Here is a 25,489-nt window from a genome sequence, read left to right as displayed (position 1 = left end):
CCTGCGCGAGGATCGCCGCGGCGCCGAGCTCGCGGAAGGCATCGCGGGGGAGGGTGAGGGATCGGGGTGTGAGGATCCCCGCCCGCGCGGCCAGAGTCTTCGCAGTCGGCTTGAACCAGGCGAGCCTGGCGGAGTCGGCATCGGATCCGACGTAGGGCAGGCCCGCGGCCTCGAGCAGCCCGAGCAGCGCCCCGTCCTCTCCGCTTGCACCGTGGACGGCGGGCCAGACGAGATCCGGACGCCGGCGGCCAGGAAGGGGAGGAGATCCGCGTCCGGTTCACGCGTGGTCACTCGATGCCCGAGCGCGGCGAGGCGATCGGCGACACGGCGACCCGACCGGAGCGACACATCGCGCTCGTGGCTGATGCCGCCACTGACGACGACGATGTCGAGGGCGGTGTCGGACTGACGGAAAGTGCTCATGACCAGGCCTTTTACAATTCGTGACAGCGGTCAGGAGACCGTCGGGGGGAGGCTGATGGGCGCCTGCTCGTCGTCGGTGACACCTCGCGGCCGCACCCCGGCGAAGGTCGACAGGAGATCGAGCTCGCCGTCGATCACGGTGGCGAGCCGTCGGATCCCCTCCCCGATCCTCTCCGGCGTCGGGTAGCAGAAGGACAGGCGGATGTTCTGCCGGCCGTCGCCGTTGCCGAAGAAGGCAGTACCCGGCGTGTAGGCCACCAGCTCCTTCACGGCCCGGGGGAGCATGGCCTTCGAGTCGAGATCGTCGGGCAGTGTGAGCCACACGTAGAAGCCGCCGTTCGGATTCGTCCAGGAGAGCGAGGGCAGGTGCGTCTCGAGTCCACGCAGCATCGCCTCCTTGCGTTCCCGGTACACACCGCGGAAGGTGTCGATCTGCGCCTTCCAATCGGCGGTCGCGAGGTACTTCGAGATCACGAGCTGGCTGAAGGAGGACGGGCTGAGCACCGCCGCCTCGTTGGCGAGGATGAGCTTCTCGCGGATGGCGTGGGGAGCCAGCGCCCAGCCGACGCGGAAGCCGGGTGCGAGCGTCTTCGAGAAGGTGCCGAGATAGACGACGCTGTCCTCCTCGAGTGATCGCATCGCCTTCGGCGGGACGTCCTCGAAGTACAGGAGTCCGTACGGGTTGTCCTCGAGGACGAGGATCCCCTCGTTCTTGCAGATCTCGAGGATCTCGACCCGGCGCTCCCAGCTCAGGGTGACGCCCGCCGGGTTGTGGAAGGTCGGGATCGTGTAGAGGAACTTGATCCTCCTCCCCTCCCCTCGCACGCGTGCGATGTGCTCGCGGAGCGACTCCGGGATGAGGCCGTGCTCGTCCATGGCGACGTGCTCGATGTCGGCCTGGTAGGACCGGAAGATCACCATCGCTGTGACATAGCTGGGGCCCTCGGAGAGGACCACGTCCCCCGGGTCCAGGAAGACCTTCGAGACGAGCTCCAGGGCGTGCTGGGAGCCCGTGGTGACCACGACGTCGTCCGCGCTGGCAGAGATGCCCTCGAGGGCCATGACGTCGAGGATCTGCTCCCTCAGGACGGGAACGCCCTGCCCTGAGCCGTACTGCAGCGCCACCGGCCCCTGCTCCCGCATGACCGAGTCGATCGCTCCCGTCACGAGGTCCTGCGGCAGGGCGGACACGAAGGGCATGCCGCCGGCGAGCGAGACGACTTCGGGTCGGGAGGCCACGGCGAACAGGGCTCGGACCTCGCTGGCGGCCAGACCGGCCGTCCGCTCCGCATAGGAGTCGTACCAGGGGTCGAGGTTGGTGCCGCGGTTGATCACGATGTCGTCGTTCCGGTCGTCGATGGATCCGGTCGTCCGACCGGGTCCGTCCACACTATCCGGCGGCTGTTCTCCCGGGCCGGGACCGTTCGGCGCCACTCCGGCGTCGGTGGCCCGACCCTGTTTCACGTGAAACAGCTCGGAGCCCCCGCCCGGTGGGGCGAGGGCTCCGACGATCCGACTCGGCCGGATCAGAGGATCGCGTGGATCAGAGGAATGCGGCCAGGTCGGCCTCGAGAGCCGGCTTCGGCTTGGCGCCGATGACGGTCTTGACGACCTCGCCCTTCTGGTAGACCTTCATCGCGGGGATCGAGGTGATCTGGTACTTCGCGGCGGTCTGCGGGTTCTCGTCGACGTTCAGCTTGACGATCTCGATCTTGTCGCCGTGCTCGGCCGAGATCTGGTCGAGGATCGGCGAGACCATGCGGCACGGGCCGCACCACTCGGCCCAGAAGTCGACGAGGACGGTCTTCTCGGAGTCGAGGACGTCGGACTGGAACGAGGCGTCGGTGACGCTCTTCGCGGTGGACATAGTTTCTCCTTCGCGAACCGGTCGAACCGGTTCCACTGGTGATGACCGGGGGGTCAGCGGGTGATGAGTTCGGCCTCGACAGAGGCGGCCACCTGCGGTGCCCCCTCGGTGTGGGCGGTGCCATCGGCGAGCGCAGCGAGGTAGTGCTCCGCGTCGAGGGCTGCGACCGTTCCGGATGCGGCGGCGGTGACGGCCTGACGGTAGGTCGGGTCGATCACGTCGCCCGCGGCGAAGACGCCGGGAACGGAGGTCTGGGAGGAGCGGCCGACCACCGAGATGGTGCCGTCGGTCGTCAGGTCGAGCTTGCCGTGGACGACGTGCGTCCGCGGGTCGTTGCCGATCGCGATGAAGAGACCGTCGATGTCGAGGGCGCTCTCGGTGCCGTCGACCGTGTCGCGCAGCTTCACTCCGGTGACGTGGTTCTCACCGCGGATGCCGACGACCTCGGAGCTCCACACGAACTCGATCTTCTCGTTGTCGTGCGCGCGCTTCTGCATGACCTTGGAGGCGCGGAGCGTGTCCTTGCGGTGGATGACGTAGACCTTCTCGGCGAACTTGGTGAGGAAGGTCGCCTCCTCCATCGCGGAGTCTCCACCGCCGACGACGGCGATCGTCTTGCCCTTGAAGAAGAAGCCGTCGCAGGTCGCGCACCATGAGACACCGTGTCCCGACAGGCGCTCCTCGTCGTGCAGGCCGAGCTTGCGGTACGCGGAGCCGGTCGCCACGACCACGGTCTTCGCCTCGATGCTCTCGCCCGAACCGAGGTGGACGGTCTTGGTCTCGCCCTCGAGGTCGAGGGAGGTGACGTCGTCGTAGTAGGTCGTCGCTCCGAAGCGCTCGGCCTGGGCCTGCATGGAGGCCATGAGCTCGGGCCCGAGGACGCCGTTCGGGAACCCGGGGAAGTTCTCGACCTCGGTGGTGTTCATCAGGTCGCCGCCGATCTCGACCGAGGAGGCGACCACGATCGGCTTCAGGTCGGCGCGCGCCGCGTAGATGGCGGCGGTCCAGCCGGCGGGGCCGGATCCGATGATGACGATGTCGCGCACGGCAACTCCTCGAGGTCTGTGCTGAGCGGATGCTGGTCGGAGACGGCGCCGGAGGGGCGCTGTCGTGGTGCTGAACAATCGTGCGGAGCCCGGATCCGGTCGCTCGGTCGTTCCCCGGCTCCACGGGCTACAACACATCCTAGGCGGGCGCTATTCCGCGCCGATCCGGGCGCTCGGCCCGCGGTCAGGGTCTGGACGAGCGATTCGGAGACCAGCGGTGGATCTCGCCGCTGACCAGGTTGTTCTCCTGGACGGCCCGATTCCGGTCAGCGGCCGAGGCGACGCAGGACCGGAGCGGCCATCGCCCGCAGCTCGGGGTTCCGGGCGACCCAGAGGACACCGAAGTAGACGAGAGCCATCGCGACTCCGCTCAGCACCATCGAGACGAGCGCTTGCGGCCAGCCCGCGGTGGGGAATCCGTCGTTCTGCGCGAGGAGGAACATGACCAGCACGCCCGCGCCGATGGCCGGAAGCGTGGCCAGCGCGAACTGCGCGAAGCGGAACACGATCCGGGTGCCGCCCCAGCCGCCGAGCTTGCGGCGCAGGAGGAAGCAGGCCAGGAACGCCTGCACGGCGACTCCGACCGAGATCGAGGCGGCGACGAAGATCGTCGTGAACTCGGACGGCAGCCCGAGGGCGACCAGGCAGCCGACGGCGATGACGACGGTCTGCACGAGCGTGTAGAAGAACGGCGTCCGGCCGTCGTTGAGGGCGTAGAAACCGCGCTGCACGATCGCGAGCGTCGAGAAGAGCGGGAGGACGATCACGTGAGCGGTGATGATCTGAGCCATCTGGAGAGCGGCCTCGGGATCGTCCGGGGAGAAGATCGTGGCGAAGGAGGTCGCGCAGACCACGAGCGCCGCGGCCGAGAAGAAGAGGAACAGGCCGACCACGCGGATGGAGGTGGAGATGTCGGCTCGGAAGTCCGTCATCTCGCCGCGGGACGCGTGTCCGCTCATCTTGGTGAAGTAGGCCGTCGCGATCGAGACCGCGACGATCGAGTGCGGCAGCATGAAGACGAGCCATGCCTTCTGCAGCGCGGTGGCCGAGGCGTCCTCACCCGATGCCCCGCTCACGACGGTGTTCTCGAGGAAGCCCACCGCGACCGTCAGCAGCAGGGTGGCGAAGGTCCAGCCGGCGATCCTGCCGGCGCGGCTGAGCCCCACCCCGCGGAAGCCGAAGCTGGGCCGGTAGCGCAGGCCCACGCGCTTCCAGAAGAAGACGAGCAGGATCGCCTGGAGGGCGACTCCGAGGGTCGCCGAGCCCGCGAGCACGAGGATCATCTCGGGCGTCCAGTCGGTCGCGTCCCGGAGTCCCTTGCCGTCCGAGCCGAACAGCTGCTGGAACGCGATCAGTCCGCCGATCGTCACGACGTTGTTGACGACGGGCGTCCACGTGAACGGGCCGAAGGAGCCGCGGGCGTTCAGCACCTCGCCGAGGATCGTGTACAGGCCGTAGAAGAACACCTGCGGCAGGCACCAGTAGGCGAACGTGACGGCCAGACGCGTCTGCTCGGGGCCGTACCGACCCGCCGAGAGCTGGATGAGCAGCGGAGCGGCCAGCGTCGCCACGACCGCAGCGGCCACGAGGACGAGCAGCGCCAGGGTGAGCAGCTTGTCGATGTACTTGCGGCCACCGTCGGCCTGCAGCCCCGCGCGGACGATCTGCGGCACCAGGACGGCGTTGAGCGCCCCGCCGGCGAGGATCGCGTAGATCGTGTTCGGGAGGCCGTTGGCGACCGTGAACGCATCCGCGCCCTGACCCGTGAGTCCGATGGTCTGCGTGAAGACCAGGGACATGACGAAGCCGAGGATGCGCGAGACCATCGTGCCGGAGGCGAGGACGGCGCTCGCGCGTCCGAGGGAGAAGCTAGCCACGCGGGTCCGTTCGTCGATCGTCCGGTCCGGGCTGGACCGCGAGGGGGGCGTTGGGGTCCTCGTCCGGCTCCTGTGCCGCTCCGCCGCGGCGACGGCGGCGGATGTTGCGGAGGATCCCGACGCCGAAGACGACGACGAGGAGCAGACCGAACGAGAGCGTGCCGACGGTCTCCCAGTCGGCGCGCACGTTGGTGCTGACGCGGGCGGGGAGGCCGATGACCGTGCCGTCGAGCGCGGTGAGCTGCATCCGGAGCGTCGTCTCGCCGCTGCCCACCCGTGCCTTGACCGGGATGAGGACGCGGCCCTGCGACTGCGCGTCGATGGCGGTCGGCTCGATCGAGCTCTCGTCGATGTCGAGGACGGCGTTGGAGGTGGAGGCGCTGATCTCGACGGTGACGGGCCACGGGAGGTCGTTGCGCACGTACACCGGGATGCTGGAGTCGCGGGACAGCTGGTTGAGCGTGCTCGTGGCCTCGATCGAGACACCACCCAGAGTGGTGTCGGCGTTCTCGAGGCTCGTGGTGACCGCCTCCGCCCAGGCGGCGTCGTCGTCGCGCCACGACACGGCCAGGACGGCGAGCAGGTCGTTGCGCAGCTTGCCGCTCAGCAGCTGCGGGTCGGTGAGGACGGCCGAGAACCCCTCGACGCGGGAGGCGGTGTCCAGGAGGGTCGAGACGGTCTCGAGGCGCTGCTCGGACTCCGGGGCGTCGACGACGGCGGCGTCCGCCGTCGCAGGGACCGTGAGGGCGGACGCGAGCGAGGTCCCCTCCGCGTAGGGGAGCGCGTCGAGAGCGTCGAGCGTCTGTGCGAGGCGGACCCCGTCGACAGCCGCTCCGCGCTCCAGGGCGAGGACGACGTCGGGCACCTCGGCCTCGCGCTGCACCTGCGCGAGATCAGCGGTCAGAGCGGTCATGCGGGCGCGCCACTCCGAGTCGGTGCCGGCCGTGACGGCGTCGTCGAGCGCCGTGGAGAGGACGCTGTCGCTGACGACGAGGTCGTGGCCGTCGACGACGGCCCGGGTCGCGGTGCCGTCGGGCAGAGTGAGATTGCCGGAGGCGACGACGGTGCGGCTCATGCCGCTCGCGGCATAGACCTCGAGATCCGCGGCGCGCACGGTCAGATCGTCGGGCCACGCGATCGCGCCGACGGTCGGCGACCAGTCGAACGCGAGCAGCGACTCCGCGGTCGGTCGGGCGGGCAGAGCCTGATCCGCCTGCTCGGTGGGGACCGGCTCGGGCGCGCGGCGGGAGTGGCGGTGACGGCCGGCTCGGCGAACCGGGTGGGATCGACGCCGTACTCGAACGACGTCGGCCCGAGCAGTGTCGCGAGGCCCGACTGCGCCTGCGCCGAGACGTCGGCATCCGCGTAGGACAGGGGGAAGACCTCGTTCGGCGCCGACTCCAGGCGCTCGAGCCAGGCCGTCGCCGAGTCGGGAGCAGCGGCGCCGAGGATCCGGATGGACGCGAGGATCCGCGGGTCGACTCCGATCGCGACCGCGCGGCCGAGCACGGAGTCGAGCTGCCGGGAGAGCGTGCCGGTCGACTCCGTGTAGTCGGCCAGGGTCTCGGCGGGGATCAGGCCCTCGCCGGTGCCGGGCACCGTGAGCGGGACGAGGACGGAGACGCCGGTCTCCTGCTCGGACGGGACGCCGTCGGTCAGCTCCACGGCCGTGCGTGCCGTGGCGACGGGGCCGCCCGGGCCGGTCACGGTGACGGCGACCGCGTGCGATCCACGAGCGGCGGGGTCGGCGGAGAACGGCACGGCGGCCGCGGGGATCGTGAGCGAGACCTGCGCGGAGCTCGAGGGGAGCAGGCGGACGTCCGCTCCGTCACCGATCCGGAGGCCCGCGTCGTCGTCCTCTCCCCCGAGCCACTCGGCCAGCTCCTCGCGCGAATCGAGCGTGTCGGAGTCGATCGTCACCTCGACGCGGGCGCCCTCGATCGACTCGGTCGTGCCGTTGCGCACCGAGACCGACAGCTGGAGGTCCTGCCCCGCGAGCAGGATCCCGTCGTTCGCCGCGCCGACCGTCGCGGTGACGGTGCCGTCGGCCGGGTCGTCGGGCGACGGCGAGCTCAGAGTGCTCGGCGCCGGAGTCGGAGTGGTGGCGAAGGCCGACGGGGCGACGCCGACGAGCGCGACCGCGAGGGCCGCCGCGCCGACGGCGCGGAGCAGCTGCGGGACCGGGGATCGATCCGAGAGGGTGGGGCCGCGCCGATGCATCGAACTCACTCGGCCTCCATGCGGGTGATTCTACGTGCAGGCCCGACGGGGGCGGCGGAGGGGTCGCCGGACGGCCTGTAACCGTTCTGAGGGGTTAGACACTCGAGCGCCCCTGAGCGCGTCGCCCGCCGCGACTACACTCGTGCGAATGCACAGCGTCCAGGCGGCCCTCGAGACCCTCCGCGCACTGGCGGCCACTCCCACGGTGGCCCGGCTGGCGGAGGCGTTCGCCGCCGAGGGCCACGAGCTCGCGCTGGTCGGCGGCCCGGTCCGCGACGCCTTCCTCGGCCACGGCGTGCACGACCTCGACTTCACCACCTCCGCCCGCCCCGACGACATCGTGCGGATCGTCGCCCCGATCGCCGAGGCGCACTGGGACATCGGGCGCGCCTTCGGCACCATCGGCGCGCGCCTCGCCGGCGAGACGGTCGAGATCACGACCTACCGCAGCGACAGCTACGACGGGGTGAGCAGGAAGCCGGAGGTCGAGTTCGGCGACACCCTCGAGGGCGACCTCGTGCGGCGCGACTTCACCGTCAACGCGATGGCGCTGCGGATCCCCGAGGTCGTCCTCGTCGATCCCTCCGGCGGCGTGGAGGACCTGCTGGCCGGGCGCCTGCGGACCCCCGCCGACGCGGAGGTGTCCTTCGGCGACGACCCGCTCCGCATGCTGCGGGGTGCGCGCTTCGCGTCTCAGCTCGGGTTCCGCACCACGGAGGAGGTCGAGTGGGCGATGGCCGAGCTCGCGCCGCGCATCCGCGACGTCTCGGCCGAGCGGGTGCAGGAGGAGCTGCGGAAGCTGCTCTCGACCGCGTCCCCGCGTGCGGGCCTCGAGCTCCTCGTCGACACCGGTCTGGCCAGTTACTTCCTCCCGGAGCTGCCCGCCCTGCGCCTGGAGCAGGACGAGCACCACCACCACAAGGACGTCTACGTGCACAGCCTGACCGTGCTGGAGCAGGCGATCTCGCTCGAGCAGTCGCGGAACCCCGGGGCGACCCCGGACGTCGTGCTGCGCCTCGCCGCGCTGCTGCACGACATCGGCAAGCCCGCGACGCGCCGTCTCGAGCCCGGCGGAGCGGTCAGCTTCCACCACCACGACCTGGTCGGGTCCAAACTCGCGATCAAGCGGATGCGCTCGCTCAAGTTCGACAATCAGACGACCAAGGAGGTCGCGCGCCTCATCGAGCTGCACCTGCGGTTCTTCGGCTACACGGACGGCGCGTGGACCGACTCCGCCGTGCGCCGCTACGTGACGGACGCCGGGCCCCTGCTCGAACGGCTGCACATCCTCACGCGCGCCGACGTGACCACGCGCAACAAGCGGAAGGCCGACCGGCTGGCGCACGCCTACGACGACCTCGAGCACAGGATCGCGGAGCTCGCCGAGAAGGAGGAGCTCGCCTCCAAGCGACCCGACCTCGACGGCACCGCGATCATGCGGATCCTCGACCTGCCGCCGGGGCCCGAGGTCGGAGCGGCGTACCGCTTCCTCCTGGAGCTGCGGCTCGAGGAGGGCCCGCTGGGCGAGGAGGTCGCGACGCAGCGGCTGAAGGAGTGGTGGGCGGCGCGCTGAGCGCGCCGCGCTGCACCGCCCGAACGGGCACGGATCTCCTGACCGCGGGAACGGCCGCGATGGTAGGGTGTTCAGGTTGTCCACGACCAGACGCACTCGCGTCCGCGGGAGTGGGCAGATGCTACATACCCTCCTGTCACGGAAATACCGTGGCCGTTCAGTCCGAAGGAGGTGGGTTAGTGACGCATCAGTACGAAATCATGGTCATCCTGGACCCCGAGATCGATGAGCGCACCGTCGCTCCGAGTCTCGACAAGTTCCTCAACGTCATCCGCACCGATGGTGGATCCATCGACAAGGTGGACGTGTGGGGTCGCCGTCGTCTGGCGTACGAGATCAACAAGAAGACCGAGGGCATCTACGCCGTCGTGGACTTCACGTCGACCTCCGCCGCTGCGAACGAGCTCGACCGTCAGCTGAAGCTGTCCGAGGCCGTCATGCGCACCAAGGTGCTGCGGGCCGAAGAGGGCATCGCCCAGGTCGCGGCCGCCGCGAAGCTCGCCGACGAGAAGGCCGCCCGCAAGGCTGCCAAGGCCTCGGCCGCTCCCAAGGCGTAGCGCTCATGGCCGGCGAGACGATCATCACCGTGGTGGGGAACCTCACCTCCGACCCCGAGCTGCGCTACACGCAGAACGGGCTCGCGGTCGCGAACTTCACCATCGCCTCCACTCCGCGCACCTTCGACCGTCAGGCGAACGACTGGAAGGACGGCGAAGCGCTGTTCCTCCGGGCCTCCGTCTGGCGCGAGTTCGCCGAGCACGTCGCGGGATCGCTGACGAAGGGGAGCCGCGTCATCGCGACCGGCCGCCTGAAGCAGCGCTCGTACGAGACGAAGGAAGGCGAGAAGCGCACCAGCATCGAGCTGGAGATCGACGAGATCGGTCCCTCGCTCCGCTACGCGACCGCTCAGGTCACGCGTGCCTCCGGTGGAGGCGCGGGCGGCGGCGGTGGACGCGGCCAGGTCGGCGGCGGTCAGGGCGGGAGCCAGGGCGGTCAGGGCGGCTTCGGCGGCAACCAGGGGGGCTCCGGCGGCAACGCGGGAGGCAACCGCGGTGGCCAGGCCGAGGAGCCGTGGGCGCCGAGCGCGCCCGCCGGTGGCGACGTCTGGAGCACGCCGGGCAGCTACAACGACGAGACGCCGTTCTGAGCCTCGGGCTCGGACGCGACCTCACCTGAATCACGCCTCCTCCGCAGTCCGCACGAGCGGCAGCGGGCGGGGGCGAACCAGAATCTAAGGAAACCACTATGGCTGGAAAGAGCAGCGGCGACCGCCGCAAGCCGATCCGCGGCAAGGGCGCGAAGAACGCGGCCCCCGCGAAGTCGGTCCGCGTGGGTGTCATCGACTACAAGGATGTCGCGACCCTCCGCAAGTTCATCTCGGAGCGCGGGAAGATCCGCGCCCGTCGTATCACCGGCGTCTCCGTTCAGGAGCAGCGCCTCATCGCCCGTGCCGTCAAGAACGCCCGCGAGATGGCGCTCCTGCCCTACGCCGGCAGCGGAAGGTAGGTAACGGTATGTCCAAGGTCATCCTGACCCACGAGGTCGACGGTCTCGGCTCCGCCGGTGACGTCGTCGACGTCAAGAACGGCTACGCCCGCAACTACCTCATCCCGCAGGGCTTCGGCGTCGCGTGGACCCGAGGCGGCGAGAAGCAGGTCGAGCAGATCAAGTCGGCCCGCGCCGCGCGCGAGCACAAGACGATCGAAGAGGCCCAGCACACCAAGCAGGTCCTCGAGGCCAACCGGGTGAAGCTCACCGTCAAGGCGGGCCGCGACGGCCGCCTGTTCGGCTCGGTGAAGACGAGCGACATCGCGAACGCGGTGGCGTCGGCCGGCTTCGGCGAGCTCGACAAGCGCAAGATCGTGATCGTGAACGCGATCAAGACGGTCGGCGAGCACGAGGCCGTGGTGCGTCTGCGCGACGACATCCAGGCCACCGTGAAGCTCCAGGTGGTCGCGGCCAAGTAAGGCCGCGAGACACGCCTCGAAGGGCGGTGCGGCGGGATCCCCGGGTCCTGCTGCACCGCCCTTCGTCGTCCCGTTCTCCACAGCTTCATCCACATACACCCAAACGCGCGGGCAACCTTCAATGTGGTCTCGAGACTCTTTTCCCCACACGCCTGTGGAATGAGGGAAAGCCCTGGTCAGGCTCTGGAAAAAAGATCGGTTCCGCTTCTGTTTCCACAGGGTTCTCCACACGTTGCTCACACGGAGCGCGGCGTTTCCCCGAAGTTGTCCACACTCTCCTCCACAGGGCGGTTTGACCCCGGTGTCGAGCGGTACGTAGTGTGGCGCAGCGCCCCGCGAGGGGAGCGGGACGAGGCGTCCGGAGCACCGGCGCCGACCCTGTCGGAGGTCGCTGGTAGACCGGATCCGACGCTCGCGACCGCGGCTCGGCCGACGGTCCGCGCGTTCCCGCGAGGCACCCGACAGGAGGAGGCATGACGATCGCGCACCTGGCGGTTCCCGGCTCGGACGGACGGAGCGAGGGTCGAGGCGAGGGCCGGGGCGACTCCCCGCGCCACGAGCGCACCCCTCCGCACGACCTGCTCGCCGAGCAGTCGGCCCTCGGAGGCATGCTGCTCTCGAAGGACGCGGTCGCCGACGTCGTCGAGAGCGTCAAGGCCACCGACTTCTACATCCCGAAGCACGAGATCGTGTTCGACGCGATCCTGCAGCTCTACTCGCACGGCGAGCCGACCGACGTCATCGCGGTGACCGACGAGCTCACCAAGCAGGGCGAGCTGCAGCGCGCCGGCGGCGCCGACTACCTGCACTCGCTGACCGCGATGGTGCCCACGGCGGCCAACGCCGGCTACTACGCCTCGATCGTCGCCGAGCGCGCGCTGCTGCGCCGCCTCGTCGAGGCCGGCACCCGCATCGCGCAGATGGGGTACCAGGGCGAGGGCGAGGTCCTCGACCTGGTCAACACGGCCCAGGCCGAGATCTACAACGTCACGGGATCCGAAGCGGCGGAGGACTACGTCCCGCTGACGGACGCGGTCACCGTCGCCATCGACGAGATCGAGGCCGCCGCGCACAAGGACGGCGCCTTCACCGGAGTGCCGACGGGGTTCGCCGACCTCGACGACCTCACCAACGGCTTCCACCCCGGCCAGATGATCATCGTCGCGGCGCGACCGGCGCTCGGAAAGTCGACCCTCGCGCTCGACTTCGCGCGGGCCGCCGCGATCAAGCACCAGATGCCGACGATCTTCTTCTCGCTCGAGATGGGGCGCAGCGAGATCGCGATGCGCCTGCTCTCGGCCGAGGCCTCCGTGCCGCTGCAGCACATGCGCAAGGGCACCGTCGACCAGCGCGACTGGACGACCATCGCGTCGACCCGCGGTCGCATCAACGACGCGCCGCTCTACATCGACGACTCTCCCAACCTCACGCTCGTCGAGATCCGCGCGAAGTGCCGCCGGCTCAAGCAGCGCATCGGCCTCAAGATGGTCGTCATCGACTACCTCCAGCTGATGACCTCGGGCAAGAAGGTCGAGAGCCGCCAGCAGGAGGTCTCGGAGTTCTCGCGTGCGCTCAAGCTGCTCGCGAAGGAGCTGCAGGTGCCGGTGATCGCACTGTCGCAGCTGAACCGTGGACCGGAGCAGCGGGCCGACAAGCTCCCCGCGATCTCGGACCTCCGCGAGTCCGGCTCGATCGAGCAGGACGCCGACATGGTGATCCTCCTGCACCGCGAGAGCGCCTACGAGAAGGACAACCCGCGCGCGGGCGAGGCCGATCTCATCGTCGCCAAGCACCGCAACGGCCCGACCCGCACGGTGACCGTGGGCTTCCACGGCCACTTCTCGCGCTTCGCCGACATCCCGGCGGTCTGACGCTCCCACGATCAGGAGGCCGAGTTGGAGGGTGCCGTTGACGCTCCAACTGCACTAGGTCGAACACCGCCAGTTCCAACTCGAACCGCAGTTTCGTTGTAGCGTCGGTGCATGGATCAGCACCGCTTCGCCGACTCGCCGTTCGGATGTCCGACTCGGGAACCGGGGAACAAGTGGGCGTTCACCTACTACCTGCCGAAGCCGATACCTCGCACCCTCGACCTCACTGCGGACGTCGTCTCGGCTCTCTCCGAGGCTGACGCGGCGCTGGGCCATCTTCAGGGCTTGGGAATGCTCATCACCGATCCCGGGCAGCTCATCGGGCCGTATCTGCGGAGGGAGGCTCTGGCGAGTTCCCGCATTGAGGGAACCCAGGCGTCCCTCTCCGAGGTCTTCCAGTCGGAGATCGATGAGGATTCACGGAACGACGACACGGCCGAAGTCCACCGGTACCTCGAAGCGACGAGCCAGGCCTACGAGCTGGCGAAGACCCTTCCCATCACCCAGCGGCTGATCCTCGCGGTGCACGCGACGCTTCTCACGGGAGTGCGAGGCGAGGAGAAGAGCCCCGGTGAGTTCAGGACGTCGCCCGTCTGGGTCGGGCATGTCGGCGCGACTCCGGAGACCGCCACCTTCGTGCCTCCGCTACCTGTCCATCTGGGTGATCTGCTCGCCGACTGGGAGCGATTCGTGAACGACGACGGCCGCCACCTCCCCGCGTTGATCCAAGCGGGTCTCATGCACTACCAGTTCGAGACGATCCACCCCTTCCTCGACGGGAACGGGCGGATCGGGCGTCTGCTGATCAACCTGCTCCTCATGGAACGGAGGCGACTTCCCCTGCCCCTCCTGTACCTCTCCCACTTCTTCGAGACGCATCGCGAGGAGTACTACGAGCGCTTGCAGGCCGTTCGGGAGACCAGCGACGTGGACGGATGGCTGATGTTCTTCCTCAGGGCCGTACGCGCGCAATCGGACGATGCGGTGGCGCGCTCTCGAAAGCTCATTCGAATCCGTGAGCGCTACTACGAGGAGGCCATCAAGGAGAGGTCGAGCCTGCCGCGACTTGTCGAGATCATCGTTCGGAATCCGTTCGTCACTGTCCGACATGTCCAGATGCGACTCGACATCACGAACCAGGGAGCGAGGAATCTCATCCGCAACGCCGAGGCACGGGGATGGCTCAAGTCACTGGGCACTCATGGGCGTGGAGGAAAGGAGCACTGGTATTCGCCCGACATCTTCGAGGTGATGGAGTTGCCGATGGAGTACGACGAAACTGCCGATGCTTTCGTGGGTGGACGCTCGTGAAGGGCCGTCAGCCGATCGAGGACGTCCCGCTCGACGGCGGGTCCATCCGCCTCGGGCAGTTCCTGAAGTTCGCGGGGATCCTCGATACGGGCGGAGACGTGAAGGAGGCCGTCGCCGACGGTCTCGTGAGGGTGAACGGCGAGGTCGACCGGCGGCGCGGGCGCCAGCTGGCCGTCGGCGACGTCGTCGAGATCGGCGGGCGGCGGTTCCGCGTCACGGCGTGACACCGACTGCCGAACTGATGGCCGGTCGAGCGGTGCCGGTGCGGTGACCGGCTCTTCCTGAGAGCGGTGCGGAGCGCACCCGTGAATGCTGTCAGGGCGATGATCTCCGCGAGGGCAGGGGTGCCAGGCTCGGAGGACACCGACCTCCGGGTGCTCTGCGTAGTGCGCGCGGATCCGGACGTCGCCTCGCGGACGACAGGAGAGCACGCATGCAGGTAGGCATCCACTTCATGAACTTCACGCTGCCGGGTGGCAGCGCGGGGATCGCCCCGATCCTCGGGGCCACGGCGCGGACGGCCGAGGACGTGGGCTGCGAGTGGTTCACGCTGATGGACCACTACTTCCAGATGGAGCAGTTCGCGACGAGCGAGGATCCGATGCTCGAGGGGTACACCTCGCTCGGATTCCTCGCGGGGCGGACGGAGCGGCTCCGACTGGGGCTGCTCGTGACCGGGGTCACCTACCGGCACCCGGGGCTGCTCGCCAAGATCGTCACGACGCTCGACGTGCTGTCGGGCGGGCGGGCGATGCTCGGCATCGGCGCGGCCTGGTACGAGCGCGAGCACCTCGGGCTCGGCGTGCCGTACCCGCCGCTGAAGGAGCGGTTCGAGCGTCTCGAGGAGACGCTGCGGATCTGCCGGCAGATGTGGAGCGAGGACGACGGGCCGTTCGCGGGCGAGCACTACCGGCTGGCCGAGACGCTGAACCACCCGGAGCCGATCCAGAAGCCGGGTCCGCCGATCCTGATCGGGGGCGGCGGCGAGAAGAAGACGCTGCGGCTCGTCGCGCAGTACGGCGACGCGTGCAACCTGTTCGCGACGGGTGCCGAGGCGGTCGCGCACAAGCTGGACGTGCTGCGGCGGCACTGCGACGAGCTCGGTCGCGACTACGACGCGATCACGAAGACGATCATCGGCGGCGGGGATCCGATCGGCGACCCGGACGGCTTCGTGCGGGCGATGGAGGAGTACGCGGCGATCGGGATCACGCTCGTGGAGCTGGCGCCGCAGGGGCGGATCCGGAGGGGTACGTCGCGCGTCTGGGCGAGGGCGTGATCGGGCGGCTGGGGGAGCTGGGCTGAGAGGGACTCGGTTCGAGCGCGCGGGAGCGACCGATGCTCTGAGGGGGCGGGTCTCGATACGCCCCTCCGGGGCTGCTCGACCAGCAGGGGTGGGGCTGCTGAACCGGCGGGAGTGGAGGCACTCGACCGGGGAGGGTGGGGCTATCCGCGCGGGGAGGCGCAGCCGCAGGTCTCGCCGAGGATCAGCGTGGTCGGCAGCAGGACGTGGCGGACCGGGGCGTCGGTGTAGGTCTCGTCGAGGAGCTCGAAGGCGATGCGCGCCATGTCGCGGACCGGGACGGCGACGGTCGTGACGCGGACGCCTCCGAGCAGCGCCTCCCGGATGCGTCGAAGCCGACGACGGCGAGCTCGGACGGCACGCGGATCCCCTCCTGCGAGGCCGCGCGCAGCACCGCGAGGGCGTGCTCGTCGGTCGTGGCGAAGACGGCCCGCGGGCGCTCGACGCGGAGCACCTCGCGCAGCGCCTGCTCGGAGGAGACGCGGTCCATCGGCACGCGGTGCAGGCGTCCGGCCGGCTCCGCCACCGTCTCGGACCAGGAACGGGCGCGCAGCCCCGACGGACCGAAGTCGTCCGGTCCGGTGACGCAGTGCACGTCGTCGTAGCCGTGGGCCAGCAGGTGCTCGACGGCGGCCCGTGTGCCCTGCTCGTCGTCGAAGACGACGCTCGGCTCCTCGCGGGTGAGAGGCGAGGAGTGCAGGAAGACGCGCGGCGCCGCGTCCGCGGCGCTCGCCGAGTCGATCGTGACCAGCAGGATGCCGGCGGTGCGGAGGTCCGCGAAGGTGCGCTCGTAGCCCCGCTCCACCTCCGGGTCGTACTCGGTGTTCCCGAGCAGCGTCAGCAGCGAGCGGCTGCGCGCCTCGTGCTCGATGTGGCGCACCAGTTCGCCGAAGAAGGCGTTGGAGGAGTCGGGGACGAGGAGGCCGACCAGATTCGAGCGGCCGACGCTGAGCGCCTCCGCCAGCGAGTTGCGGCGGTAGCCGAGGGCCGAGATGGCGTCCTCGACCCGGGAGCGCAGCTCGGCCGAGACCGGGCGCGGTCCGTTGTTGACGACGTAGCTGACCACGGTGCTCGACGTGCCGGCCGCGCGCGCGACGTCGGCGAGGGTCGGTCGCCGGGGCCGGGGGGACATCCGGTCAGCCTAGGACACGGCTCCACGCGGACCGGGTCCGGACGACCGGTCGCACGACGGCGCCTCCGGCGCCGCTCCGAATGTTTCACGTCGCCGTAATAAACGAGCGCGGCACCGAAACACGGCGCGACTATGGTCGCACGCTAACCGCTTAGAACCGCCGCGTCCGTGCGGAGGCGAGCAGCCACCGATCCCCTGGAGCGCCGATGTCCGCCACCCTCACCCCGCTGCGCCGCGAGCGCACTCAGGTGCTCCTCGACGAGCGGGTCGCGGAGCCCGGTCCGGTCGAGGCGTCCGAGTCTCGCGTCGTCACCGCGCTGACGCTGACGGCCTGGGCTCAGGCCGTCGTCCGCGCCGCGGCCTCCGCCAGCAACCTCTCGTTCGCCCACACCCGCGTCGCCGTGCTGGGCTCGGGCCCGCTCGCACGCGAGCTGGCCACCAGGACCGCCGCCATGGGCGCCCGGGTCCTGGTCGTCGGCGACGACCCGGTCGAGCTCGTCGAGCTGGCCCAGCTCGGCCTCACGGTCGCGGCCTGGAGCGGAGCCCGGCTCGACGACGTCGTGCTCGCCTTCGCGACCGGCGAGCTCGACGCCGCGGTCGACGCCTCCGTCCTCGGGGGCGGCGGACCGCTGCTGCTCGTCGACGCGGCCGAGGACGTGCCGGCCGTGACGGCGGTCACCGACCCCTCCTCCGGCCGCCCGGGTATCGCCCGGATCACCGGCGCCGCGCGGGAGGCCTTCGTGCTCGTGGCCCGCGAGGTGGTCGACGGGTCGGCGCGCCGGACCCGCGATCAGCTGCGCTCCGCGTTCGGCGCCGCGCTCGCCGAGGCCCGCGCGGCCGATCCGGGAGCGGATCGGGCCGACCTCCGCGCACGCGCCGACCGCGCCCTCGCGCTCGAGGTGCTCGCGTGAGCGGCCGCATCCGCGACGCGTCGCTGTGGCGCCAGGGGCAGGACAAGATCGACTGGGCTGCGCGCTTCATGCCCGTGACCAGCGGAGTCGCCGGCCAGCTGCGCGAGAGCGGCTCGATCGACGGACTGCGTATCGGACTGGTGCTCGTGCTCGAGCCCAAGACCGCGACGCTCGCGCTCGAGCTCGCGGCGGCGGGCGCCGAGGTGAGCGTGATGTGCGGCGCCTCCAACACACACGACGACACCGCGGCCGCGCTCGAGCACGCGGGCGTCACCGTCTTCGCCCGCTCCGATGCGACCGCCGCCGAGGACCGCGCCTTCGCGCTCGACCTCCTCGACCGCCGGCTGGACGTCCTCGTCGACGACGGCTCCGCCGTCACCCGCCTGGCGCACACCGAGCGTCCCGCCGTCTTCGACACCCTGCGGGGCGCGACGGAGGAGACGACGAGCGGACTGCGGCCGCTGCGGGTGATGGAGCGCGAGGGCGCCCTGCGGATCCCGGTGCTCGCCGTGAACGACGCCCGCTGCAAGACGCTCTTCGACAACCGGCACGGAACCGGACAGTCGACGCTCCTCACGATGCTCGACCTGCTCGCGACTCCGCTCGACCGCGCGCACGTCGTGGTGGCCGGGTTCGGGCACGTGGGCCGAGGAGTGGCGCAGCACGCCCGTGCCCTCGGCGCGCGGATCACGGTCGCGGAGGTCGATCCGGTGCGGGCGCTGGAGGCGGTCTTCGCGGGCTACGACGTCGCTCCGCTCGAGGACGCCGCCCGCTCGGCCGACCTGCTCGTCTCGGCGACGGGCATCGCGCACACGATCGACGTCGAGCACCTGCTGGCTCTGCCCGAGGGCGCCGCGGTCGCGGTGTCGGGAGGCGTGGCGCAGGAGATCGCGATCGACGCAGCGATCGCCGCGGGCGCCGTCCGCGAGACCATCGGCCACGCACTCGAGCGCTTCGTGCTGCCGACCGGACGCTCGATCGTGGTCCTCGACGACGGCGGATGCATCAACTGCACCGCCGGAGAGGGCAACCCGATCGAGATCATGGACCTCTCCTTCGGCGTGCAGGCCGCCGCGATCGACCTGCTCGCGCGGGAGGCGGGCAGCCTCGCTCCGGCGGTGCACCTGCTGCCGCCCGAGGTCGACGACCGCGTGGCCCGCGCCAAGCTCGCCTCGCTCGGCGTCTCGATCGACCGGGCGAGCCGCGTCCAGCAGGAGTTCCTCGGCAGCTGGACCTCGACCGGGCGCCGCGCCGCTCCGCAGCGGGACGGAGCGCGCTCGTGAGCGAGCTGCTCCGCCTCGAGGGCGTGGGAGTGACGTACCGCAACGCCACGGTGCCCGCGCTCGTCGACGCCTCGTTCTCGGTGTCCAGCGGCGAGGTCGTGCTGGTCGCGGGGCCCTCGGGCTGCGGGAAGAGCACCCTGCTGCGCGTGCTCAACGGGCTCGTGCCGCGCTCGTACCGGGCCGAGGTGACCGGCCGGATCGAGGTGGAGGGCCGGGACGCCGCTCCGCTCGCCTTGCGCGACCTCTCGGAGGTCGTCGGCACGCTGCTCCAGGACCCGGCGAAGCAGGTGGTGGGCCACAGCGTGCTCGCCGAGATCGCGTTCGGGCTCGAGAACCGCGGGACGCCGCCGCGCGAGATCCGCGAGCGCGCGCACCGGGTCGCCGAGCGGCTCGGCCTCACCGCGCTGCTCGGGACGCCGCCGCACGAGCTCTCGGGCGGTCAGCTGCAGCTCGTCGCGTTCGCCGGGATCCTGGTGCTGGATCCGAAGGTGATCGTCATCGACGAGCCGCTGGCGAACCTGGATCCGGATGCGGCGGACGTGCTGCTGGCGGCGGTCCGCTCCTACGTCGACGGCGGTGGAGCGGCCGTGATCGTCGAGCACCGGGTCGACGAGGTCCTCGCGCTCGCTCCCGACCGCGTGGTGTACCTCGAGGAGGGGCGCGTCGTGTACTCGGGAGACGTCGACGGGTTCCTCGAGGTCGCGTCGCCGGAGTCGGTGAAGCTGCCGTTCCACGCGCTGCTCGCGAGCGCGGAGGGCGAGGAGGAGGCGATGCCGGAGGGCCCCGCGGTCGCTCCGGGTGCCGGGCCCCGCCTGCACTTCGAGGGCGCCGAGCTCGGCTACGGAGCGCGCACCGTCGTCGCGGCCGTCGAGCGGCGCTTCGAGGCGGGGGAGCGCGTCGCGATCCTCGGGCGCAACGGCGCCGGGAAGTCGACGCTGATGCGCGCCGCCGTGGGGCTCGTCGCTCCGACCCGCGGACGGGTGCTGCTCGACGCGCGCCCGGTGCACGAGCTGAGCGCCGCAGAGCTCGTCTCGACCTGCGGCTACCTCTTCCAGGACCCCGGTCAGGCGCTGTTCAGCGAGAACGTGGGTGCCGAGCTCGCGTTCGGGCCGCGCAACCTGGGGGTGCCGGAGGAGGAGATCCCCGCGATCGCCGACGCCGCCTTGCGCGCCGTGTCGCTGCACGACGTGCCGGGGATCCTGGAGCGGCCGCCGCGCACGCTGTCCTTCGGTCAGCAGCGGCGGCTCGCGGTGGCCCTGGCGCTGACCCTCCGGCCCCGCACGCTGATCCTCGACGAGCCCACCGCAGGCCAGGACGAGCGGTCCTCGCGCCACTTCCTCGACGCGGTCTGGGCGATCGAGGGCATCGACAGCGTCTACTTCATCACCCACGACGTCGACATGGCGCTCGCGCGGGCCGACCGCATCGTGGTCGTCGACGGCGGCGGGATCGTCGCCGACGCGACTCCGGCCGAGATCGTGCACGACCTCGAGCTCTGGCACGAGCCGGGGACCGCCGTCGACGGACGCTCCGTGCTCCGCGAGACCGACTTCGTGCGCGCCGCCCGCGAGCACGGACCGGCTGCCGGCCGGCTGCCGCGCCCCCTCGACCTGGCCCGGCGCCTGCGCCTCGCCCTCGACGCTCCTCACTCCCTCGACGCTCCTCCCCACCCCCTCGAAAGGACCCTCCCGTGACCACCACCGCGACTCCCGCCCGGACCGGCCCCTGGGCCGTCTCGTCCCGCACGATCGTCTTCGGCGCCGTCGGCGCCGCGCTCTACGGCGCGCTCGGCGCCCTCAGCTTCGTGCTGCCCGGCACGATGATCTCGATCCGCCCCGCGATCGCGATCATCCCCTTCGTGGGTCTGCGCTTCGGCCCGGTCGCCGGGTTCTTCACCGGCGCCGTCGGCAACGCGATCGTCGACCAGATCATGGGCTACGGATTCCTGACCTACTGGAACTGGAGCATCGCGAACGGCCTCGTCGGCCTGCTCGCAGGCCTCATCGGCTACTACGCGAAGGAGCCGCGGACGACCGGCCGCCAGGTCGTCTGGGCCGCGTCCATCGCGGTGGCCGCGGTCGTCGTGGGCCTGCTCTTCACCGTCACCGACCTGCTGCTCGGCGTCACCGTCGAGTACTGGTTCTTCGGCTCCTACCTCCTCGCGATCCTCGCGACCGGCATCACCGCGGTGATCCTGGTCCCCGTGCTCGACCGGGTCTGGAAGCCGCTCCAGAACCTCGCCGGGCGCTGACGGATGGAGGTCTCGCCTCGGTACCTCGGCGGCGACTCCTTCCTCGGCCGTCGGGATCCGCGCGTGCTCATCCTCGTCCCGGTGGCGCTCGTCGTCACCGCGACGCAGGTGAAGGATCTGCGGTGGATGGCGGCGCTCGCCGTGGCGGCGTTCGCCTACTACCTCAGCGCGCGGATCCCGTTCCGCGAGGTCCGGTCGAACTGGGCCGTCGTGGCCGTGTTCGTGGTGGTCTTCGCGGGGATCAACGGGCTGATCGTCGGCGCGACGAGCTCGGGGGAGCCCGAGACGGGCGCGACCCTGTTCACGGTGCCGGTGATCGGGCTGCCGATCACGGAGGGAGCGGTGTCGTACGCGGTGAACATGCTGCTGCGCTTCCTCGCGCTGGTCGCGGTCGGCTTCCCCCTGGCCTTCGCGATCCGACCGGGCGACCTCGCCGTCGCGTTCGCCAGGCTCGGGATCCCCGCGCGCTTCGCCTACGGGATCGACCTGACCTTCAAGTTCCTGCCCAGCGCCGCCGCGAACCTGCAGGAGACGGCGGCCGCCCAGCGGCTGCGCGGCTACGAGCGCGCCGAGACCCGGAACCCCGTGCGACGCCTGCGCGAGATCGCGCCGCTCATGGTGCCGGTGACCATCACCTCGTTCGTGGACGCGGAGGACACGGTCGACGCCCTGGACCTGCGCGGCTTCGGCACCGCGAAGCGCACGTGGCTGCGCGAGATCCGCTACACCCCGGCCGACTGGGCGGTGACGGCGTTCGCCGTGCTGCTGGCCGTCACCGCCTCGGTCGCGAGCATCGCGGGGCTCATGCCGTCGGCGTGGATCCCGTGACCGGCGTCGAGGTGCACCTGGCGCCCTGGGTGGTGCCGGTGGCGGGCGAGCCGATCCGCGGCGGCGCCGTGGCGGTGCGCGGCGAGCGGATCGTCGCGGTCGGCCCGAGGGACGAGGTCCTCGCCGAGGGAGCGGACCGGGTGCGCGAGTGGGCCGGTGCGATCACTCCGGGTCTCGTCAACGCGCACTCGCACCTGCAGTACACCTGCATGGCGGCCGTCGGCGCCGGCCGCTACGACGGGTTCGAGGACTGGTCGCGGGCGTTCCAGATCGTCTACGAGCAGCAGCACGACTGGGCCGCGTCGGCGGCGGAGGGACTGGCGATCGCCGTCTCGACGGGCACCACCGCGATCGCCGACATCGTCACCGACCTCGAGGCGCTCGACGTGCTCGAGGCGGGCCGCGTGCACGGCATCGCCTACTGGGAGCTGATGAGCCTCCTGGAGGACGACTGGCGCGGCAGTGGCCGGGCGATCACCGCGGAGCTCGTGCGCACCTCCGGGGTCGCCCGCATCGGCCTGTCGCCGCACGCTCCCTACTCGCTCGACACCCCCGTGCTCAGCGATCTGACCGGGTTGTCGCAGGAGCTCGGCGTCCGCCGGCACCTGCACCTGGCGGAGTCGGCGTGGGAGGCGGAGTACACGATGCACGGCCGCGGTGCGCTCGCGGAGCAGTGGCGACGCTGGGGCTACGACGGCTTCCACCTGCTGCGCAACGGCGGCAGCGCGCTGCGTCCGGTCGCGTACGCCGAGACGATCGGCGCGCTGGGCGACGACGTGCACATCGCGCACGGCGTCTACGTCGACGCCGAGGATCGCGCGGCGCTGCGGCGGACCGGCACCTCGGTGGCCCTGTGCCCGCGCTCCAACGCGGTGATCGGCCTCGACGAGGCGCCGGTCGCCGACTACCTGCGCGAGGGCAACGCGATCGCGGTCGGCACGGACTCGCTCTCGTCGACTCCGTCCCTGGATCTGCTCGGGGACGTCGGCGAGCTGCACCGCATCGCGCGCGCGCAGGGCTACACGGGACGGGACCTGCACTCGCGGCTCCTGCACGCGGCGACCCGGGGCGGGGCGGTGGCGATGGGAGCGGCGGAGTCCTTCGGCGCGCTGGTGCCGGGCGCTCTCGCCGATCTCGCGGTGCTCGAGGTGAGCGCCGCGACCGCGGACGACCTGGTGGCCGCGATAGTGGAGGCGGGTGAGGGCACGGCCCTCGCCACGATCATCTCGGGGGAGGTCCGATGGGCGCGGAGCTGACGGGCGAGCTGGTGGACCGGCTGAGCGTGGACGGACGCGTGCTCGAGAGCGTGCGGCGGCCGGCGCTCGCCGCTGCGATGGGTCTGGAGCCGCATCCGGAGGGCGGCTGGTACCGGCGCACGTGGACGTCTCCGGAGCGGTTGACGCTCACGGCGCCCGACGGCTCGGTGCGGAAGCGGCCGGCGGCGACGCTGATCGTGTTCCTGCTGCCCGCCGGCGAGAGCTCCGCGTGGCACCGGGTGTCGTCGGCCGAGACCTGGATCTGGAACGGACCGGGGCGGGTGGCGCTGCAGTTCGGCGGGAACGGCGAGGAGCCGGTGGACGGCGGGACCGTGCTGCTGGGGTCGGCGGTCGACGGGCTTGCGGTGCAGGCGCTCGTGCCGGCGGACGTGTGGCAGCGGACGCTGCCCTCGACGGAGGACGCGGTGGTGAGCTGCCTGGTGTCGCCGGGGTTCGACTTCGCGGACTTCTCGATGCCGGAGGAGTGACAGCGGGTACCGGCACCGGGTCGAGGGTCGGCATCCGGAGCGGCGGAGCGCGGACGGCGTGCTGCCGCGCTGAGACGGCACGACGCCGGCCCGTCCTGCGCCGGGCCGGCGTCGTGCGGGGGCGCGCCCGGCTACTCGAGCAGCTTGCCCGCGGTGGCCACCTCGCGGACGAGGGACTCGATCTCCTCCGGGATCGCCGGGATCTCCTCGCGGGTGATGCCGGTGGTGGGAGACCAGACCAGGTTGACCTGCAGAGCCGGGTCGAGGTCCGGGTAGTCGCTGCGGTTGTGGCAGCCGCGGCTCTCGCGGCGCTCGAGGGCGGCCTCGAGGGTGGCGCGGGCGGCCATGGCGGCGGACTTGAGGTCGAAGGCGTGCGCGAGGTCCTGGAAGCCGGCGATGTCGGGGTGCACGCCGATGTCGGCGATGCGCGCCTCGATCGCGTCGAGCTCGGCGAGGCCGGCGAGCAGGCCCGCCTCGTCGCGGACGACTCCGGCGCGCTCGGTCATCGTGTTGCGGATGGCGCGCTGCAGGGCGCGGACGTTCTCGGTGCCGTCGGCGGCGAGAAGGTCGGCGATCTCGTCGCGGGCGACCTGCAGCGACGCCGCCGAGCGGGTCTGCGCGGTGAGCGAGGCGGAGTACTCCGCGGCGGCCTGTCCGACGATGCGGCCGAAGACGAGCAGCTCGATCAGCGAGTTGCCGCCGAGCCGGTTCGCGCCGTGCAGACCGCTGGACGCCTCGCCGATGGCGTAGAGGCCGGGGACGTCGGTGCTGTGGTCGTCCGAGCGGACCCAGACGCCGCCCATCGAGTAGTGCGCGGTCGGCGCGATCTCGATCGGGTCCGTCGTGATGTCGAGCATCTGCAGCTCGAGCATCGTCTGGTAGACGCGGGGGAGGCGGGTCATGATCGTCTCGCGCGGCAGGTGCGAGACGTCGAGCCAGACTCCGCCGTTCGGCGTGCCGCGACCCTCCTTGATCTCGGTGTAGCAGGCCAGCGCGACGCGGTCGCGGGTCGAGAGCTCGAGCCGCTCGGGGTCGTACTCGTGCATGAACCGCTCGCCGAGGCCGTTGCGGAGGATGCCGCCCTCGCCGCGCGCCGCCTCCGAGATGAGGGTGCCGGCGGCGTTCTCGGGCTCGATGATGCCCGACGGGTGGAACTGCACCAGCTCGGGGTCGCGCAGGCGGCCGCCGGCCTCGACGGCCAGGCGGAACGAGTCGCCCGTGTTCTCGTCGCGGCGCGAGGAGGTGCGGCGCCAGATGCGGTTGTGGCCGCCCGCGGCGAGGATCACCGCGTCGGCGTGGATGAGGTAGCGGGTGCCGTCGACGAGGTCGAAGCCGTAGGCGCCGAAGACGGCTCCGTCGTCGTTGACGAGGATGCGCGTGACGTAGACGGTGTCGAGGATCGGGATCTCGAGCTGGGCGGCGCGGTTCACGAGCGTGCGCTGGATCTCGAGGCCGGTGTAGTCGCCCGCGAAGGCGGTGCGGCGGTAGGTGTGCGCGCCGAAGAAGCGCTGCGAGATTCGGCCGTCGTCCTCGCGGGCGAACGGCATGCCGTAGCGCTCGAGGTCCTGGATGCCGCGGGCGGCGTTCTTCGTGACGATCTCGACGGTGTGCGGGTTCGCGAGCAGGTACGACTCGGTGATGGTGTCGGCGGCGTGCTGCTGCCAGCTGTCGTCGGGGTCCATCGTGGCGAGGGCCGCGTTGATGCCGCCGGCGGCGAGCGAGGTGTGGGCGTCGGACTTCGAGCGCTTGCCCAGCGCGAGGACGTCGACGCCGGCCTCGGCCAGCTCGATCGCGGCGCGCAGGCCCGAGCCTCCGGTGCCGATGACGAGGACGGAGGTGGAGATCCGGCGCTCCGGGGTGGTGGTCGCTGAAGTGGTCATGC

General features: G+C 71.0%; 25 protein-coding genes. 17 read left to right on the top strand and 8 right to left on the bottom strand.

The window, feature by feature from the left end; genetic code table 11:
• Positions 1-294: 294 nt before the first annotated feature.
• Entirely contained in the window at positions 295-447 is a 153-nt protein-coding gene (locus B0T42_RS20820; protein ID WP_236720037.1) for a hypothetical protein, read from the top strand.
• A 6-nt stretch (positions 448-453) separates the two neighbouring features.
• Here B0T42_RS20820 and B0T42_RS00355 read toward each other — a convergent pair whose 3' ends face one another.
• From B0T42_RS00355 to B0T42_RS00325, 6 genes are all read right to left on the bottom strand, one after another.
• On the bottom strand, positions 454-1,755 hold the full coding sequence (locus B0T42_RS00355; RefSeq protein WP_173892267.1) for an aminotransferase-like domain-containing protein: 1,302 nt from the start codon (positions 1,753-1,755) through the stop codon (positions 454-456).
• 211 nt (positions 1,756-1,966) lie between these two features.
• Positions 1,967-2,290, bottom strand: a complete 324-nt coding sequence (gene trxA / locus B0T42_RS00350) for a thioredoxin (RefSeq protein ID WP_055784535.1) — start codon at positions 2,288-2,290, stop codon at positions 1,967-1,969.
• A 53-nt stretch (positions 2,291-2,343) separates the two neighbouring features.
• Positions 2,344-3,336 carry a thioredoxin-disulfide reductase gene (gene trxB / locus B0T42_RS00345; RefSeq protein WP_077221474.1) on the bottom strand — a complete coding sequence of 331 codons (993 nt, stop codon included), beginning with the start codon at positions 3,334-3,336 and terminating at the stop codon, positions 2,344-2,346.
• Positions 3,337-3,602: 266 nt separating this feature from the next.
• Complete coding sequence (murJ, locus tag B0T42_RS00340) at positions 3,603-5,213, bottom strand: murein biosynthesis integral membrane protein MurJ (protein WP_077221473.1); 1,611 nt, start codon at positions 5,211-5,213, stop codon at positions 3,603-3,605.
• A complete protein-coding gene (locus B0T42_RS00335; RefSeq protein WP_094742639.1) occupies positions 5,206-6,327 on the bottom strand; it encodes a DUF6049 family protein in 1,122 nt (373 codons plus the stop codon). Before B0T42_RS00335 ends, murJ begins: the two co-directional genes overlap by 8 nt.
• Positions 6,328-6,329: 2 nt before the next feature.
• Complete coding sequence (locus B0T42_RS00325) at positions 6,330-7,433, bottom strand: DUF6049 family protein (protein WP_236720033.1); 1,104 nt, start codon at positions 7,431-7,433, stop codon at positions 6,330-6,332.
• A gap of 148 nt (positions 7,434-7,581) precedes the next feature.
• Here B0T42_RS00325 and B0T42_RS00320 point away from each other — a divergent pair, with 148 nt between their 5' ends.
• From B0T42_RS00320 to B0T42_RS00280, 9 genes are all read left to right on the top strand, one after another.
• Entirely contained in the window at positions 7,582-9,006 is a 1,425-nt protein-coding gene (locus B0T42_RS00320) for a CCA tRNA nucleotidyltransferase (protein ID WP_077221469.1), read from the top strand.
• A 179-nt stretch (positions 9,007-9,185) separates the two neighbouring features.
• A complete protein-coding gene (gene rpsF, locus B0T42_RS00315) occupies positions 9,186-9,563 on the top strand; it encodes a 30S ribosomal protein S6 (protein WP_055784548.1) in 378 nt (125 codons plus the stop codon).
• A 5-nt stretch (positions 9,564-9,568) separates the two neighbouring features.
• Positions 9,569-10,153, top strand: a complete 585-nt coding sequence (locus tag B0T42_RS00310) for a single-stranded DNA-binding protein (protein ID WP_077221468.1) — start codon at positions 9,569-9,571, stop codon at positions 10,151-10,153.
• 98 nt (positions 10,154-10,251) lie between these two features.
• A complete protein-coding gene (rpsR, locus tag B0T42_RS00305; protein WP_055784551.1) occupies positions 10,252-10,512 on the top strand; it encodes a 30S ribosomal protein S18 in 261 nt (86 codons plus the stop codon).
• A gap of 8 nt (positions 10,513-10,520) precedes the next feature.
• Positions 10,521-10,973 carry a 50S ribosomal protein L9 gene (gene rplI / locus B0T42_RS00300; RefSeq protein WP_055784554.1) on the top strand — a complete coding sequence of 151 codons (453 nt, stop codon included), beginning with the start codon at positions 10,521-10,523 and terminating at the stop codon, positions 10,971-10,973.
• A gap of 473 nt (positions 10,974-11,446) precedes the next feature.
• Positions 11,447-12,844, top strand: a complete 1,398-nt coding sequence (gene dnaB / locus B0T42_RS00295; protein ID WP_055784557.1) for a replicative DNA helicase — start codon at positions 11,447-11,449, stop codon at positions 12,842-12,844.
• 111 nt (positions 12,845-12,955) lie between these two features.
• Positions 12,956-14,155, top strand: a complete 1,200-nt coding sequence (locus tag B0T42_RS00290; RefSeq protein ID WP_077221467.1) for a Fic family protein — start codon at positions 12,956-12,958, stop codon at positions 14,153-14,155.
• On the top strand, positions 14,152-14,379 hold the full coding sequence (locus B0T42_RS20400) for an RNA-binding S4 domain-containing protein (RefSeq protein WP_173892261.1): 228 nt from the start codon (positions 14,152-14,154) through the stop codon (positions 14,377-14,379). The genes B0T42_RS00290 and B0T42_RS20400 overlap by 4 nt, the downstream gene beginning before the upstream one ends.
• A 209-nt stretch (positions 14,380-14,588) precedes the next feature.
• Positions 14,589-15,434, top strand: a complete 846-nt coding sequence (locus B0T42_RS00280; RefSeq protein WP_139344360.1) for an LLM class F420-dependent oxidoreductase — start codon at positions 14,589-14,591, stop codon at positions 15,432-15,434.
• 208 nt (positions 15,435-15,642) lie between these two features.
• On the opposite strand, the gene B0T42_RS00275 is transcribed toward B0T42_RS00280, so the two are convergent.
• On the bottom strand, positions 15,643-16,590 hold the full coding sequence (locus tag B0T42_RS00275) for a LacI family DNA-binding transcriptional regulator (RefSeq protein WP_201788455.1): 948 nt from the start codon (positions 16,588-16,590) through the stop codon (positions 15,643-15,645).
• Positions 16,591-16,796: 206 nt separating this feature from the next.
• On the opposite strand from B0T42_RS00275, the gene B0T42_RS00270 reads away from it, so the two are divergent.
• Genes B0T42_RS00270 through B0T42_RS00240 form a run of 7 tightly spaced genes read left to right on the top strand, consistent with a single transcriptional unit; the run spans position 16,797 to position 23,607 of the window.
• A complete protein-coding gene (locus B0T42_RS00270; RefSeq protein ID WP_077221465.1) occupies positions 16,797-17,501 on the top strand; it encodes a hypothetical protein in 705 nt (234 codons plus the stop codon).
• Positions 17,498-18,784 (top strand): adenosylhomocysteinase, encoded by a 1,287-nt coding sequence (locus tag B0T42_RS00265; protein ID WP_077221464.1) that lies wholly within the window; start codon positions 17,498-17,500, stop codon positions 18,782-18,784. The genes B0T42_RS00270 and B0T42_RS00265 overlap by 4 nt, the downstream gene beginning before the upstream one ends.
• Positions 18,781-20,478, top strand: coding sequence for an ABC transporter ATP-binding protein (locus tag B0T42_RS00260; RefSeq protein ID WP_158077990.1), 1,698 nt, complete (start codon positions 18,781-18,783; stop codon positions 20,476-20,478). The genes B0T42_RS00265 and B0T42_RS00260 overlap by 4 nt, the downstream gene beginning before the upstream one ends.
• On the top strand, positions 20,475-21,035 hold the full coding sequence (locus B0T42_RS00255; protein WP_158077989.1) for an ECF transporter S component: 561 nt from the start codon (positions 20,475-20,477) through the stop codon (positions 21,033-21,035). The genes B0T42_RS00260 and B0T42_RS00255 overlap by 4 nt, the downstream gene beginning before the upstream one ends.
• A gap of 3 nt (positions 21,036-21,038) precedes the next feature.
• The gene (locus B0T42_RS00250; protein ID WP_077221462.1) at positions 21,039-21,863 is read left to right on the top strand and encodes an energy-coupling factor transporter transmembrane component T family protein; all 825 of its coding nucleotides are present in this window, start codon (positions 21,039-21,041) and stop codon (positions 21,861-21,863) included.
• Positions 21,851-23,119, top strand: a complete 1,269-nt coding sequence (locus tag B0T42_RS00245) for an amidohydrolase family protein (protein ID WP_236720025.1) — start codon at positions 21,851-21,853, stop codon at positions 23,117-23,119. The genes B0T42_RS00250 and B0T42_RS00245 overlap by 13 nt, the downstream gene beginning before the upstream one ends.
• Positions 23,104-23,607 carry a cupin domain-containing protein gene (locus tag B0T42_RS00240; protein WP_077221460.1) on the top strand — a complete coding sequence of 168 codons (504 nt, stop codon included), beginning with the start codon at positions 23,104-23,106 and terminating at the stop codon, positions 23,605-23,607. The genes B0T42_RS00245 and B0T42_RS00240 overlap by 16 nt, the downstream gene beginning before the upstream one ends.
• 131 nt (positions 23,608-23,738) lie before the next feature.
• On the opposite strand, the gene B0T42_RS00235 is transcribed toward B0T42_RS00240, so the two are convergent.
• Complete coding sequence (locus tag B0T42_RS00235; protein ID WP_077221459.1) at positions 23,739-25,487, bottom strand: L-aspartate oxidase; 1,749 nt, start codon at positions 25,485-25,487, stop codon at positions 23,739-23,741.
• Positions 25,488-25,489: the final 2 nt, after the last annotated feature.

Source organism: Rathayibacter rhapontici, assembly GCF_001995175.1.
Classification (GTDB): domain Bacteria; phylum Actinomycetota; class Actinomycetes; order Actinomycetales; family Microbacteriaceae; genus Rathayibacter.
Note: the sequence above shows the minus strand (reverse complement) of the source record. Positions and strands in the feature narration are given on the sequence as shown.